Here is a 14,651-nt window from a genome sequence, read left to right as displayed (position 1 = left end):
GAGTCTAGAATGGTAGCCGTGACTGCATTGACATTGGATGGAAAAATCTACCGAGACGAAATCTTCGACGATCTGAAAAAGCGCGTCGACAAGCTGCGCGAAAAGGGCATTACCCCTGGTCTGGCCACTGTGTTGGTGGGCGATGATCCAGGTTCGCACAGCTACGTCAAAATGAAGCACCGCGACTGCGAAGCCCTGGGCATCAACTCGATCCGTCGCGATCTCCCTGCTGATATCAGCCAGGAAGAACTGCTCGCCGTCATCGATGAGCTCAATGAAGACCCAGCCTGCACCGGCTATATTGTGCAGTTGCCGCTGCCGAAGCACCTGAATGAAAACGAGGTGCTAGAGCGCATCGACCCGGACAAGGACGCCGACGGCCTGCACCCAGTGAACTTGGGCAAGCTTGTGCTCAATGAGGATGCACCGCTGCCGTGCACCCCGAACGGTTGCATTTCGTTGCTGCGTCGTTTCGGCGTGGAACTTAACGGCGCAAAAGTCGTGGTCATCGGGCGTGGTGTGACTGTTGGCCGCCCGATTGGTCTGATGTTGACTCGCCGCAGCGAAAACTCCACTGTCACCCTGTGCCACACCGGAACTAAGGACCTGGCGGCAGAAACCAAGGCGGCCGATGTCATCATCGCCGCTGCTGGCGTGCCGCACATGCTCACCGCAGACATGATTTCCGCGGGCGCTGCCGTGCTGGACGTGGGCGTTTCGCGTGTCGACGGCAAACTCGCCGGCGATGTGGCACCCGAGGTATGGGACAAGGCCGGCGCGGTCTCACCCAACCCCGGCGGCGTGGGCCCCCTGACCCGCGCATTCCTGGTGCACAACGTGGTGGAGCGAGCAGAATTGCATGCCGGATAAACCACACTCGCACCGGGCCAGTGGCCGCGCCGAACAACCCGTCGGTGACGGTGCTCGTCGCCTGAGCACCCACCGGAACAAGGTCGACCGCAGCGGCTTGGCCAACCCGCATGATCTGAACCTGGCGCCCTCGCGCATACCCGGGTGGTTGCAGTGGGTCGGGATGGCCGCGTTTATCGTGCTGCTGGCCGCCGCCGCCTGGTTTTTGGTGGCGGATCATTGGCGTCGTTCCACGTTTGCCCTGGGCGTGGCGATGCTTTGGCTGGCTGCGTTGCGGCTGACCTGCGATTCCGCAAAACTGGGCGTTTTTGCTGTGCGTTCGCGCAGGTTCGATGCTTCGTTCAGTGCTGTTGCAGGAGCAGCGCTGATGTTTTTGTCCGCCTCGGTGGATGCACTAGGAAGTTAGTCGTGCGCCGCACATAGCCGCACAGAGTAGAAAGTTGCACCAATGTCACCAATGGATACCTGGGAGCCCGCACTGGGCACCGCACCGCTGCTAGGCATCGCCGCGGCCGCCGTCGCAATGATTTTGCTGATGGTGATTTATTTCCGCATCCACGCATTCATCACCCTGATCACCGTCTCCGCGCTGACGGCCTTGGCCACGGGAATCCCGCTGGAAGGCGTCGTCCCGACCATGACCGATGGCTTCGGCTCCACCTTGGCATCGGTGGCCTTGCTGGTCGGCTTAGGCGCGATGCTGGGCCGATTGGTGGAGAACTCTGGTGGCGCGCAATCGCTGGCGGAACTGTTGGTGAGCAAATTCGGGGAACAACGAGCCCCGTTTGCCCTGGGCGTGGCGTCGTTGCTGATGGGCTTTCCGATCTTCTTCGATGCCGGGCTCATCGTCATGCTGCCGGTCATTTTTGCAGTCGCGCGGCGCCTGGATGGCCCGATCTTGGCTTATGGTATTCCAGCCGCCGGTGCGTTTTCTGTTACCCACGTGTTCTTGCCACCGCACCCAGGCCCGGTGGCGGCCGCTGAATTCTACAATGCGGATATCGGGCTGATCTTGCTGTTCGGCCTGCTTATTGCCTTGCCGACGTGGTATATCTCCGGCTATGTGTGGGGGCAGTTCCTGGGCCGTAAATTCCCGCTGCCGGTACCTGATTTGCTGCTGGGCGCGCGCTCCGAGGCCCCGAAGAACCCGGCGGGCGCTGGTTCCGTCGCCATGATCCTGCTGTTGCCGATGCTGCTGATCTTCGGCAATACCGGCGCGAATACCGCCGCCACCGCAGGTTGGATCGATGGCGATTCCGGGCTGGTGCAATTCCTGCGTTTCCTCGGCCAAACCCCGATCGCCTTGCTGATTACCGCCTTTGCCGCCATCGCTGTGTTGGGATTGCGTAGGGGAGTAAGCCGCGAAGCCATCGAGAAATCAATGGACGGCGCACTGGGCCCAATCTGTTCCGTCGTGTTGATCACCGGTGCCGGCGGCATGTTTGGTGGCGTGTTGCGTACCTCAGGCATTGGCGATGCGCTTGCCGAATCCATGGAAGGCATGGGCATCCCGCTGATCCTCGCCGCTTACTTGATCGCTGCCGCACTCCGCGTTGCGCAAGGCTCGGCGACCGTGGCCTTGACGACGGCCGCAGCACTCATGGCACCGGGTGTGGCCGCCGCGGACTACTCTGAAGTCGCGCTTGCACTGATCGTCTTGGCGACGGCGGCTGGTTCCGTTATTGCCTCCCACGTCAACGACTCCGGCTTCTGGCTAGTTGGCCGCCTGATGGGCATGGATACCGCCACCACGCTCAAAACCTGGACGGTGAACCAAACACTGATCTCCGTTATTGGTTTCGCCCTGGTTATGGTGATTTACGGCGTCAGCGCGCTGTAATCCAGTCTTTCATTGCCTCCGCCACCAGTGTCGGCGGGGCTGCGACATCGAAACTCGCGCCGGGCTCGTCGCCACGCAACGGTTCGAGTGTCGCCAGCTGCGAGTCCAGCAAGTGCGCCGGCATGAAATGCTTCGTGCGTTCCAGCATGCGCTGCTCCAGCAGCTCGCGTGTGCCTGTGCAGTGCACAAACACGGTGCCGGGGCATTCAGAAAGCAAGATCTCGCGGTAGCTGTGTTTCAACGCGCTGCACGCAACGATCGCGCCGTGTTCTTGTTCGGCGAGCCAATTGCCGACGCGCCGCAACCACGGCAGGCGGTCGGCGTCGTCAAGCGGGATGCCGCTGGCCATCTTGTCGATATTGGCTTGCGGGTGAAAATCATCCCCGTCCAGGTAGACCAGCCCCATCAGATTCGCCAGCTCTGTGCCGACGGTGGTCTTGCCGCTGCCAGAAACCCCCATCACGACGATGTGGTGGGGCAGCGGCGCATCCGGTGCATGTTCAGGCATGACCGTGATCCTAACACTCGCCGGGAACCTCATCGGTGGCTGCGTCGGCGTTATTCCTCGGCAGGCCTAAACTCTCTGCGTACGCTGTAATCGCACTAGCTTGCGGCGGCGCGGCGATGGCGATGACGTCGCGCAGGTACGGCCACAGCCGCGGGTGCTCTTTGCCGTAGTAGCCTTCTGCCAGGAACGCGAAATTCACGCAGTAGTCTATGCTGGTTTGCCCCAATGCTTTTTCGGCAGCGTAGACGGGCAGACGTGGCGCAATATCTTCGTTGAAAAAATAGGTCCAGGTTATCCAGCGCGCGATTTCTGCCCCAGCATGCGTATCCGGAGAGTTCACCACAGCCTTGGCCGCGGATAAATGCAGCGCAAGCGCATCGTTAAGCGTGTTCTTCGCAGCCTCAGATCCCGCCAGGCTCAGCGTACGGTTGGTGGCAAGTTGCTTAATGAATTCCTCGAGATACGGAAGCAGCAATTCTGTATGCCCGTGGTCGAGGAAATGCCGAAAAATCACCATCATTTCTTCAAATCGCGCAGTGTGCTCGCGCTTGCCGACGCCCGGTTGCGAACTTGAATGTGCACCAGTTCCGGATGGAGGGCTGTTTTCTGTCCACCGCGGCGGCAGAAAGCTGCCAATGGCTTTGCCAAGGTGATCTTCGAGAAACTCCGAAATGCTCACGGTCGTGCCAGTATGCGCCAAAACGTGTAGCTGTAGCGGGAGCTGCACCTGTGGTTCCCACTGAAAAATTTGCCGGAATGCACTAACGATTTCACTCGGGCTGGCGGTCTCCACAAAGTTTTCTAGGAAACGATCCTCGGGCGCTTGAAATAATGCGATGCTGCGTAAACCGACGGCGACGCAGTGCTTGCACCATTGGTGCTGCACAGGACAGCTGCAATAGGTGATGGGCACGCCTTCGACCAGCTTGATGTGCACCTCATAGGGGTGGATTGTCGATCCCTGCACAAAAGCTTTAATAGATTTGTCGGTTACTGTATGGCCGGAAATTGCCGCGGGATCAATAGTGGATCCTTTGTGAAAACTTCCGGGATCTGTGTGGTCGGCGATGTAGTTAGGACTAAGGAGGTTAATTAAATAAGACTGCTGTGGCAACGACATAACTTAAGAATAAGATGCCGTTGCACACAGAGCCGTATGGAGTCGAACAAGATTACTAATTAATGAATCCTGACGTGGATAATTCCCAGACCATCAGGAGATCAACTTCAGTGCATCGAACGCACTATTGAGCAAAGAATTCAACTCAGGGCGGGTCTTTTCGCCAACTGCTTCGGTTGCTTCAGAGTCAGAATCAGAGACGCCGGAGCTGCCGACATCGCGGCTGCGTGCCGACGACCGTGCAGCCGTGTATTCGTCGACCGCCGAGGCAATCGCGGCGCCGATCAACCAGTCGTACGTGTGGATGGTGAACTGATCAGCATCCGGCATCCGCGCGGCCAAAGCGTCGGCAAGCAAATGCGGGGACGTGTTGCCGTAGTTCTCCTCGAAGGCGTATTTTGCTGCACTAATATTCGGCATCGCCGCTACCTGCTGCACCACGTGCATTAACGCAACCATCGAGGACTGCTCGCCAGTGCCAGTGCCAGTGACAGCGTCAGTGCCAGCACCAGCATCGGACCCCACAACAAACACCGCGCGGGCAGCTTCCACCACGGAATACTCGGCCGGAACCTGCGCGAAAGCCTCGGTGATCTCCGCGCCGTGCAAATGGATAAACCACAGCAAGGCCTCTTCCATGGACTGGAAGTAGTTGTGAAACGTGCGGGGAGAAACCCCGGCCGCCTGGGCAACATGGGCGACAGTCAGCGCCTCTGCGCCGTCGCGCAATAAGACGTGCGCTGCAGCTCGGGCGATGGCCTCTTTGGTTTCGGCCTTCTTTTTCTCCCGCAGGCTGGTGTTGCTGGGGCAGCCCCCAGTCGCCCTGTTGCCAGCACCGTGGCCCGTGCGGCTAGTCATCGCTGGCCTGCTTTTCCGTGCGCGCCAACAGCTTCTCCTTGTCGTCTTCCAAAGCTTCGCCTTCGATATCCAGGCGCGGCAAAATCTTATCCAGCCAACGCGGGAACCACCAAGCGCTGTTGCCCAGCAGGTACATCGTGGCCGGAACCAGCGTCATGCGCACGATAAACGCATCCAACAGGATGGCGACGGCCAGTGCGAATCCCATGGTGCGGATGAACGGTTCGTCGAGAAGCATGAACGCCGCGAACACCGAAATCATGATCAGCGCAGCAGCAGTGACCACACGCGCGCCGTGCTTGAAGCCGTTCGCCGTTGCATTGCCAGCGGTCTTGCCGACGCGCACGAAATTCTCGCGCATGCGGGTGACCAAAAAGACCTGGTAGTCCATGGCCAAACCGAAAGTCAGACCGATGAGCATGATCGGCAGGAAGGACAAGATCGGCTGCGGATCGCTGACGATGCCGAACCCGCCTTCCTGGAAAATGAACACCGTCAGGCCGAAGGTCGCAGCAACCGAGAGGGCGTAACCTGCGGCCGCGATCAGCGGCACCAGAATGGAGCGGAACACCAGCACCAACACGATGAATGCCAGGCCCAGCACGATCAGGATATACGGGATCAAAATGCTGGTCAGCAGCTGCGAAATATCGTCGAAGATCGGGGCGATGCCGGTGATGCCGAATTCCGCGTCGTACTGCTCAGCAAAGTGCGTCTGGTTCTCGCGCAGACGCTCCAGAGTATCGGTGGTTTCCTCGTCGGTAGCGCCCGTGGTGGGGGTGATCAGCATCTGGATGCCATCGGCCTCGGCAGTGGTATCTATCACCTGGGCATTGACGACGCCGTCGGTGGCGGTAAACGTCGTCATCGCTTCCTGCATCAGCTGCGGGCGCTGCTCGGCAGGGGTGTTGGTGGCGTCGATATACGCGAGCATCGGGGCGTTGCGGCCGTCCCCAAAGGCCTCGGCGGTCATCTCATAAGCGTTGCGCTGCGGGCTGCCGGGCGATTCCTGGCCCTCGGTAGGCATAGCCAACTGCAACTGCGCTGCCGGAATGGCCAGAATGCCCAGCATGACGACGCCAACCACCAGGTTCAGAATTGGGTGCTTGCGAATCTGCCGCGCCCAGCGCAGCCCCATGGTGGGGTTATCGTTTTCTGGGTCCGGGACCTTCGGGCCCGGGATGCGCAAGGCGAAAATCTTAGAGCCCAGCAGGCCGACCAGAGCGGGCAGGAACGTCAGTGCGACCAGCACCGCGAGTGCGACGGTGCCTGCGGCGGCCAAGGCCATGGCGGTCAAGAATGGAATATCGATGATGCTCAGGGCAGCCAAGGCGATCAGTACTGTGACACCCGCGAAAATCACGGAACCGCCGGCGGTGCCCAGGGCCATGCCCATCGCGTGCGCGCGGGTAGGCTTGTCCAGGCCACGTAGCGTCTGGGCGAATTCCTTCGGCGATTGGTGCTGCGCCCCGGTCACGGTGATCAGCTCGTTGCGGAAGCGCGAAAGGATGAACAACGAATAGTCGATACCCACGGCCAAGCCGATCATGCTGGCCAAAACCGGGGTCATGTCATTGATAGCGTCGGTCAGTGCGGTGCCGGACATGACAATGAGCAGCCCGGTGGCAACACCGACGATCGCAGAAATCAGCGGTATGCCGGCAGCGATAGCGGAACCGAAAGTCACCAGCAGCACGATGGCGGCAACGGCTAAACCGATCATTTCCGCGGTTGGGTCCATGCCCATTTCACCCATGAAAGCGTTGCCAGAATAGCCAGCCTGGAAGCCGGGTTGCTCGTCGAAGGCGTCGACAAGCGAGGTAATGGCTTCGCGGGCTTCGGGCGCAATGTCCATGGCGGTTACGGCATCGAAGGTCAGCGAGATGGTGCCGGTGTGTTCGTCGTCCGATAATGGCGAGATTGCGGCCAGGTCCGCCTGGATTTTTTCTTCCGGCATGCCCTGGGCGGCGAGCTGCTCACGCATTTGCTGTTCCATGCCCGCAGCCGCCATAACCGGGTTGACCACGGATTCTGGGGTAGCGAGCACGCCGGTGGCCTGCATATCGGCGACCAAGGCGTCGACTTCAGCCATGACCTTCGGGTCCGTTAGTGGGGCATCCTGTGCTTGGATAACCACCGTGCCCTCGGGCGCGGAGACGAAATCCTGCTCGTCGGTGGCCTCGCCCTGCGCAGCTTTATCGCGTGCGAAATGCTCCTGCATGCGTTCTTGGGTGTCGGTGGAATCCATCGACGGCATGGAAAAATTCGGCGAAGGTTGCTGGGCAACGGTGGCAACGGCGATGCCTAAGCCGGTAAGAACAATGAGCCAAAAGGCGAGAAAAGGCCAGGCGTGCCGGTAGGCGAGGCTACCGAGCCGGTAGAGGAAGCGCGACATGACAATCCTTTGCGGTATGCAGCAAATAAAATACTTGCACATACTATGCAAGATTGCAGTCGGTGTGCAAGTATCGCGCGGGGCTTATGGATAGTGTCGCGCGGGGGTGGGGATGGCCCACATTGCGCCTGGCAGGGCGCGGGCAGGCAGGCTTAAATGCTGTAGGGCTCCGGCAGGGACAGCTTCAAGAACTTCCGAAAAACGCGATCCAGCTGCCGTGTTTCCGTCAAAAAGGCGTCGTGACCCACGGGGGAGACAATTTTGGCCATGCCCAAGAAGTTGCCGATATTGCGCGAAAGGTGTTCTTGCTGGTGATACGGGTACAAAATATCCGTGTCGACGCCGACGATCATCGTGGGCACAGTGGAATTTCCGAGTGCACGATTGAGGCCGCCGCGCCCACGCCCAATATCGTGCCGGTTTAGCGCCTCGGTGAGTGCGACGTACGAACCGGCGTCGAAACGCTTCGACAGCTTAAGGCCTTGGTGCTCTAGATAGCTATTGACGGCAAAGCGCTGGGTGGGATCGCGGAATTCACCAAAGGGGTTTTCGCCTTCGTTGGGATCGGAACCAAAGCGCTCGTCGATCTCCTGCTCACCGCGGTAGGTCAGGTGTGCGATCCGGCGGGCGGCGCACAGGCCCTCGAGAGGATAGTCGTCGGTGTCGTAGTAGTCGCCACCGTGCCAGTTGATATCGCGCTCAATGGCGGAAATCTGCGCGCACTGAATACCAATTTGCCAGCCGGAAGCCCGGGCAGAGACCGCCAGGATGCACACCGCATCCATCATTTCAGGGTAGAGCAGCGACCACTCGAGCGCGCGGGCACCGCCCATGGAACCGCCGATGACGGCGTGTATTTTTTCCAGGCCGAGCATGGCGAGCAGCTGGGCCTCCGCGGCGACGATATCGCGAATTGATACCGCCGGGAAGCGTGAACCCCAGGCGCGTCCGTCGGAGGCATTGCTAGACGGCCCCGTGGAACCGTGGCAGCCGCCCAACGCGTTCACGGAGATAAAGCACCAGCGCGAAGTATCGAGTGCGCGGCCGGGCCCAAGGAGATCTCCCCACCAGTCAGAGACGTCGGAGGAACCGGTCAGGGCGTGTTCGATCAGGATGACGTTATTGGGGCCATCCAGTTCACCCCGGAAAGTGCCAAATACGTGGTAGCCCAGCGTGACCTCATCCATCATGGCGCCAGCCTCGGTGCGGAATTCGCCGATGCTGGCGTGGTTCAGCGTGGAAGTTGGGCCAAAAGGCGTGGTATGAGGCATATCTGTCGCTTTCCGACGTGGACGGTAACTTGCTTCACATAGTCTAGATGAACAGAGCTGTCTACTTATAGAATTATATTCTGCTTCCGCGGCGGGATTCGTCGACAAGCCTGATATGGCCGATTTGTTTGTGCTTCAGATCTGGTTTTTTATTCTTGTGATGTGGCTGACATAATGGTGTGGACTGCTCAACAATCTGTGATTATTAATAATCATTCTTGACGACGGAAAGGCTCCAGCTCGTGAGCGAAAAACACACTCCCGCCTCAGCACAGACCGAAACCGCAGGCGGCCAAGGTACAGCTGGCGATCCCGGCGCACCAGGCGGTTCTGGCTACGATCAGGACGTCCGCGGCGAAAAACCCAACAACTCGAAGTGGGCCCTGGCACTGTTTGGTACCGCAGTCGGTGCCGGCATCCTCTTTTTGCCCATCAATGCCGGTAGCTTCGGGTTCTGGCCGCTTTTGGTAGCCACCCTGCTGATCGGCCCCATGGCATTCTTTTCGCACCGCGCCTACGCGCGCATGCTCAGCGGATCCTCGCAACAAGGCCAAGACGTGCTGGAAGTAGTCACCAGCTTCTTCGGCAAAAACGCCGGTATTTTGGTCGCCCTGATCTACTGGTTCACGGTATTCCCGATCGTGATGATCTACGGCATCTCGATCACCAACACCGTCGACAGCTTCATCCAAAACCAGCTGAACGGCCCAGAAATCTCACGCCCAATCTTGGCGACGCTCTGCGTCGGCTTGATGACGCTCGGCTTTGCCCTCGGCCGCAACACCGCGCTGTTGGTCGCGCAGTTCGTGATCTACCCGTTGATCGTGGCGCTGGCAGCGGTGTCTTTGTACCTGATCCCGCAGTGGGATTTCAGCTCGTTCTACCACTACAGCGCCGACGGCTTCGTCGCTAACCTCGGCGACATCATCTTGATCATGCCGGTGCTGGTGTTCTCCTTCAGCTTCCTGGCGGCAATTTCGCAGTTCGTGCTGGACACAGAACGCTTCTACGGTGACGGAGCCGAGAAGCAATCCTCCAAGATCATCCTGATTGCCACGGCCTTGCTGACGCTTTTCACCATGTTCTTCGTCTGGTCTTCCGCACTCGCTTTGGGTGCAGACGGCATGGAAGAAGCCTACGAGCAAAACATCCCCGTGCTGTCTTACCTGGCGAATGAGACCGGAACGCAGTTCCTGGCCTATATTGCGCCGATCGTGGTGATTTGTGCGATTGTTTCGTCGTATTTCGGCCATCTGCTGGCCACGGTGGAAGGCACCCGGTACTTCGGCAAACTGGTGGCGCCAGGCGCGATGCGGGATGCTAACCCACGGAGCGTGGCCATCGCGATCTACGTATTCGTGTTTGTGGTGGTCACGGCCGTGGCGATCATCAACCCATCCATCCTGGACATGATCACGCTGATCGGTGGCATCTTCATGGGCTTCATGACGTACCTGCTGCCAGTGTGGGCGATCTACAAAGTCGATGCTCTCAAGCGCTTCCGGCCGGTTGCCAGCAACTGGTTCGTGGTCATCATCGGTATCGTCGTGATGGCCGGAACCTTCTGGGATGTGCTGCGCAACCTGGTGGGTTAAGTGGGGCTGGGGCAGCCCGGAAACCTTCGCTACCTGGTGGGGTAAATGGGGCTGGGGTAGCCCGGGAACCTTCGCAACCTGGGGAAATGGGGTTTTTAAACCAAAACTAGTGGTGCATTTTTACAAATAGTGTGGCAAAAAGGGCGGGTTTTGGCCCACTATTTGCAAAAAAGACACAAAACCCGAATATCTCGGCAACATCCGGAGCCGGGCACCCCCCGAGAATCTAAGCCCAGAGCCAGAGCCGCGCAACACCCCGAGAATCTAAGCCCAGAGCCAAAGCCGGGCAACCCCCCGAGAATCCAAGTCCGGAGCCAGACCCGGAACCAGAAAACCAAAGCGCCCGGGGCAGAAAAACCTGCCCCGGGCGCTTTCAGCTTTAATTATGTACCTGCGCCGCTTATACGGCGCAGGTTCTGCAGCTAATTTAGCCGCCGCAGCTGCCGAATTCAGAACGGCTCGAAAGCAACAGCAGCTACTACAGCTGCTGCATGCTTTGTGGTTTCGGCAGCATCCCCGACTTAAGCCGAAAGATTACTTCTTCAGCTCTTCCATCAGCTGATTGTACGTAGCCGATGGACGCATCACCTTGGAAGCCTGCTCGTCGGATGGCTGATAGTAGCCACCCAGGTCAGCGCCTTCGCCCTGAACTTCCATCAGCTCGGCGTCGATCTTGTCGGCGGCCTCGGAGAACTTCTCTGCGATTGGTGCGAAGTGCTCAGCCAGCTCCGATTCCTCGGACTGTGCCGCCAGCTCCTGCGCCCAGTACATCGCCAGGTAGAAGTGGGAACCACGGTTGTCGATCTCGCCTACCTTGCGGGAAGGGGACTTGCCTTCGTCGAGAAGCGTCTCGGTGGCCTTGTCCAAGGTGGAGGCCAGGACCTTTGCCTTGGCGTTGTCGTTTTTCGCTGCCTCGTGGCGGAAGGATTCTGCCAGAGCCAGGAATTCACCGAGGGAGTCCCAGCGCAGGTGGTTTTCTTCCAGAACCTGCTGGACGTGCTTCGGAGCGGATCCGCCAGCACCAGTCTCGAACAAGCCGCCGCCAGCCATCAGCGGAACCACCGACAGCATCTTCGCGGAAGTACCCAGCTCCAAGATAGGGAACAGGTCGGTGTTGTAGTCACGCAGCACGTTACCGGTCACGGAGATGGTGTCCTCACCCTTGCGCATGCGGTCGACGGACTTCTTGGTGGCCGAGATCGGATCCATGATGGTGATGTCCAGGCCCTCGGTGTCGTGATCTGCGAGGTACTTGTTCACCAGCTTGATCAGGGTGGCGTCGTGGCCACGGTTCTCGTCCAACCAGAAAATGGCTGGCATGCCGGAAGTACGTGCACGGGAAACTGCCAGCTTGACCCAGTCCTGGATTGGCTCATCCTTGGTCTGGGTGGCGCGCCAAATATCGTTTTCTTCGACGTCGTGGGAGATTAGAACTTCACCGGCGCTGTTGCGAACCTCGACGGTGCCTGCAGAAGGGATCTTGAAGGTCTTGTCGTGGGAGCCGTATTCTTCGGCTTTCTTGGCCATCAGGCCCACGTTTGGCACGGTACCCAGGGTGGTTGGGTCGTACTGACCATTCTTCTGCGAATCCTCGATGACGGTCTGGTAAACACCGGCGTAGGAAGAATCCGGGATGATTGCCAGGGCGTCCTGGGTTTCGTCGTTCTTGTTCCACATCTGGCCGCCGGTCTTCATCATGGCAGGCATCGAAGCGTCCACGATGACATCCGAAGGCACGTGCAGGGCGGTGATGCCCTTGTGGGAATTGACGTACGCCAGTGGGGCGCCGTCTTCCTGCGCCTTGTCGAAGGCCTTCTTGATCTCGTTGCCGTTGTCCAGCTTGTCCAGGCTCTCCAGGATGTGGCCCAGACCGTTTTCGCCGTTCAGGCCAGCTTCGATGAGCTCGTCACCGTACTTGTCGAAGACGTCGTGGAAATAAGCGCGTACGACGTGGCCGAATAGAATTGGGTCGGAGACCTTCATCATGGTGGCCTTCAGGTGCGCCGAGAACAGCAGGTTGTTTTCCTTGGCGTAGGCAACCTGGTCACGCAGGAAGGAATCCAAGGCTTTGGCGGACATGAAGGTGGCGTCGACGACCTCGCGGTCTTCTACCTTCAGGCCTTCTTTGAGAACCTTCTCGGAACCGTCAGCGGCCTTCAGCACGAAGCTCAGCTCGTCGTCACCGTCGATGATGACGGACTTCTCGTTGTGCGCGAAGTCGTTGTCGTCCATGGTGGCCACAGCGGACTTGGAATCTGCTGGCCAGTCCTGCATGGAGTGTGGGTGCTTCTTCGTGAAGTTCTTTACAGCCTGCGGTGCGCGGCGGTCAGAGTTGCCCTCACGCAGCACCGGGTTCACAGCCGAACCCTTCACGGAATCGTAGCGATCGCGAATCTCTTCTTCTTCGTCGTTCGCTGGCTTATCTGGGTAATCAGGAAGGTCGTAACCGTCTTCCTGGAGCTCCTTAATGGCGTTTTTGAGCTGCACCAGGGAAGCCGAGATGTTTGGCAGTTTGATGATGTTGGCCTCTGGCTTTTTCGCCAGCTCGCCAAGCTGTGCCAGGGCGTCGTCCATTTTCTGCTCGTCGGTGAGACGCTCTGGGAACTGCGCGATGATGCGTCCGGCCAAAGAAATATCGGCGGTTTCGACATCAATATTCGCGGTGGAAGCAAACGCCTCAACCACTGGCTTGAACGAGTAGGTAGCCAGCAGTGGGGCTTCGTCGGTACGGGTCCAAACAATTTTAGCCATTTCAGACTCCTTGAAATATTTCGTCACTAAAATGTTGCGGCCCCAGGTTACCTATAAACTGACTAGTTTGCTGTTCGACGCCGAGAATTGTGACCCACGTATGGAGGTTTCACAAGGTAGTTGTGGTACCTGCCACAGAAACTTTGCCGGACTAGGCACCTGCGCTTTTATGGGCGTAGGGTCTCATGCGTGCCACAGTTGAGTCATTTGCGCAATTTAGCTTCTAGCCCCCGTCGTCGAGCCCTGCCACGGCAGACGGAAATTACCGAAAAACGGCGATACATCGTCATGGTCGCCCTCGGGTTGGGTGGGTTCGGAATCGGCGTGACGGAGTTCGTCTCCATGGGTTTGTTGTCGCTGATCGCCGAGGATTTCGGGGTCACGGAAGATTCTGCAGGGCGCATCATTTCGCTCTACGCGCTGGGCGTGGTGATCGGCGCGCCAGCGATCACGGCGGTCACCGGCAAAATCCCGCGTCGACGCCTGCTGTTGTTGCTGGTCGGTGCGTTTATTGTTGGTAACTTTTTGTCGGTCGTTGCTCCGACGTATGAGTTTTTGCTGGTAGCGCGATTTATTGCCGGCCTGCCGCACGGTGCGTACTTCTCGGTGGCTGGTTTGGCTGCGGCCTCCATGGCGCCGGAGGGCGAGCGTGGGCGCGCGATTTCCTTTGTCTCGATGGGTCTGTCCTTTGCCACCGTCGGTGGTGTGCCTGCAGCACAGGCACTCGGTCAGGCCTTCGGCTGGCATGCCTCCTACGTATTCGTCACTGTCGTCGGTGTGATCACTTTGGTCTCGTTGTGGTACCTGATGCCGCACATGGTGCGCATGGGTGCGACGTCGGTCCGCACGGAACTGGGCGCGCTACAACGCGGCCAGGTGTGGCTCACGCTGGCGATGGGCACCGTTGGTTTCGGCGGCATGTTCGCGGTATATACCTATATTTCCTGGACAATGACCGAGCAAGCAGGCCTGGATCCGTCGCTGATGTGGATCGTGCTCATGGCCTACGGCATCGGCATGGTGGCCGGTACCTGGTTCGGTGGCCGCGTTGCTGACTGGAACCTGGAAAAGGGCATTTTGTTCGCCTTGGCAATGATCTGCCTGGTGCTGGTCGCGTTCTACTTCACTTCGTCGAACCCGTGGTTGGGCACCATCAACTTCGGCTTGGTCGGCTTCTTCGGTTCGACGCTGGTGCCGTCGTTGCAGATTCGCCTGATGGATACCGCTGGCGACGCCCAAACCCTGGCTGCGGCTCTAAACCACTCCGCCCTCAACATGGCGAATGCCGCTGGTGCCGCGCTGGGCGGCGCGGTGATTTCTGCCGGTTACAGCTACAGCGCACCTTCTCTCGCCGGAGCTGGTTTGGCCATTGCTGCCATCGTCATTTGGTTCCCGACTATCTGGTTGCGGCACAAGTCTTTCACTAAGACCGGTTAGTTTCTT

11 protein-coding genes are annotated in these 14,651 nt (G+C 59.0%); 5 read left to right on the top strand and 6 right to left on the bottom strand.

The features are described from left to right. The first annotated feature begins 18 nt into the window (after positions 1-18). From ACP8MI_RS08385 to ACP8MI_RS08375, 3 genes are read left to right on the top strand one after another with little or no spacing between them, the layout of a single operon-like run. Positions 19-870 (top strand): bifunctional methylenetetrahydrofolate dehydrogenase/methenyltetrahydrofolate cyclohydrolase, encoded by an 852-nt coding sequence (locus ACP8MI_RS08385; RefSeq protein WP_337891772.1) that lies wholly within the window; start codon positions 19-21, stop codon positions 868-870. Further along, positions 860-1,276, top strand: coding sequence for a DUF3017 domain-containing protein (locus tag ACP8MI_RS08380; RefSeq protein WP_311199486.1), 417 nt, complete (start codon positions 860-862; stop codon positions 1,274-1,276). Before ACP8MI_RS08385 ends, ACP8MI_RS08380 begins: the two co-directional genes overlap by 11 nt. Before the next feature lie 51 nt (positions 1,277-1,327). Next, entirely contained in the window at positions 1,328-2,710 is a 1,383-nt protein-coding gene (locus ACP8MI_RS08375; protein ID WP_049150198.1) for a GntP family permease, read from the top strand. Here the strand turns inward: ACP8MI_RS08375 and ACP8MI_RS08370 are convergent. The 5 genes from ACP8MI_RS08370 to metX form a co-directional block, all read right to left on the bottom strand. Next, positions 2,697-3,218 (bottom strand): gluconokinase, encoded by a 522-nt coding sequence (locus ACP8MI_RS08370; RefSeq protein ID WP_082148363.1) that lies wholly within the window; start codon positions 3,216-3,218, stop codon positions 2,697-2,699. The genes ACP8MI_RS08375 and ACP8MI_RS08370 overlap by 14 nt on opposite strands. Before the next feature lie 10 nt (positions 3,219-3,228). After that, complete coding sequence (locus ACP8MI_RS08365) at positions 3,229-4,338, bottom strand: SWIM zinc finger family protein (RefSeq protein WP_049150199.1); 1,110 nt, start codon at positions 4,336-4,338, stop codon at positions 3,229-3,231. A 93-nt stretch (positions 4,339-4,431) separates the two neighbouring features. Beyond that, positions 4,432-5,196, bottom strand: a complete 765-nt coding sequence (locus ACP8MI_RS08360) for a TetR/AcrR family transcriptional regulator (RefSeq protein ID WP_053084967.1) — start codon at positions 5,194-5,196, stop codon at positions 4,432-4,434. Further along, positions 5,189-7,591, bottom strand: coding sequence for an MMPL family transporter (locus tag ACP8MI_RS08355; protein WP_249606007.1), 2,403 nt, complete (start codon positions 7,589-7,591; stop codon positions 5,189-5,191). The genes ACP8MI_RS08360 and ACP8MI_RS08355 overlap by 8 nt, the downstream gene beginning before the upstream one ends. 152 nt (positions 7,592-7,743) lie before the next feature. Further along, positions 7,744-8,862, bottom strand: coding sequence for a homoserine O-acetyltransferase MetX (metX, locus tag ACP8MI_RS08350; RefSeq protein WP_249606006.1), 1,119 nt, complete (start codon positions 8,860-8,862; stop codon positions 7,744-7,746). A 242-nt stretch (positions 8,863-9,104) separates the two neighbouring features. Between metX and ACP8MI_RS08345 the strand changes: the two genes are divergently transcribed. Beyond that, positions 9,105-10,457: an SLC5/6 family protein gene (locus ACP8MI_RS08345; RefSeq protein WP_144737056.1), complete on the top strand. Its 1,353-nt coding sequence runs from the start codon at positions 9,105-9,107 to the stop codon at positions 10,455-10,457. Positions 10,458-10,991: 534 nt separating this feature from the next. Here ACP8MI_RS08345 and ACP8MI_RS08340 read toward each other — a convergent pair. Further along, positions 10,992-13,208, bottom strand: a complete 2,217-nt coding sequence (locus ACP8MI_RS08340; RefSeq protein WP_249606005.1) for an NADP-dependent isocitrate dehydrogenase — start codon at positions 13,206-13,208, stop codon at positions 10,992-10,994. Positions 13,209-13,397: 189 nt separating this feature from the next. Here ACP8MI_RS08340 and ACP8MI_RS08335 point away from each other — a divergent pair, with 189 nt between their 5' ends. Continuing rightward, entirely contained in the window at positions 13,398-14,645 is a 1,248-nt protein-coding gene (locus ACP8MI_RS08335; RefSeq protein WP_049150207.1) for an MFS transporter, read from the top strand. Positions 14,646-14,651: the final 6 nt, after the last annotated feature.

It is taken from the genome of Corynebacterium sp. LaCa_70, from assembly GCF_058182015.1.
The sequence above is the reverse complement of the archived record's forward strand: the minus strand, read 5'-3'. Positions and strand labels throughout refer to the sequence as shown.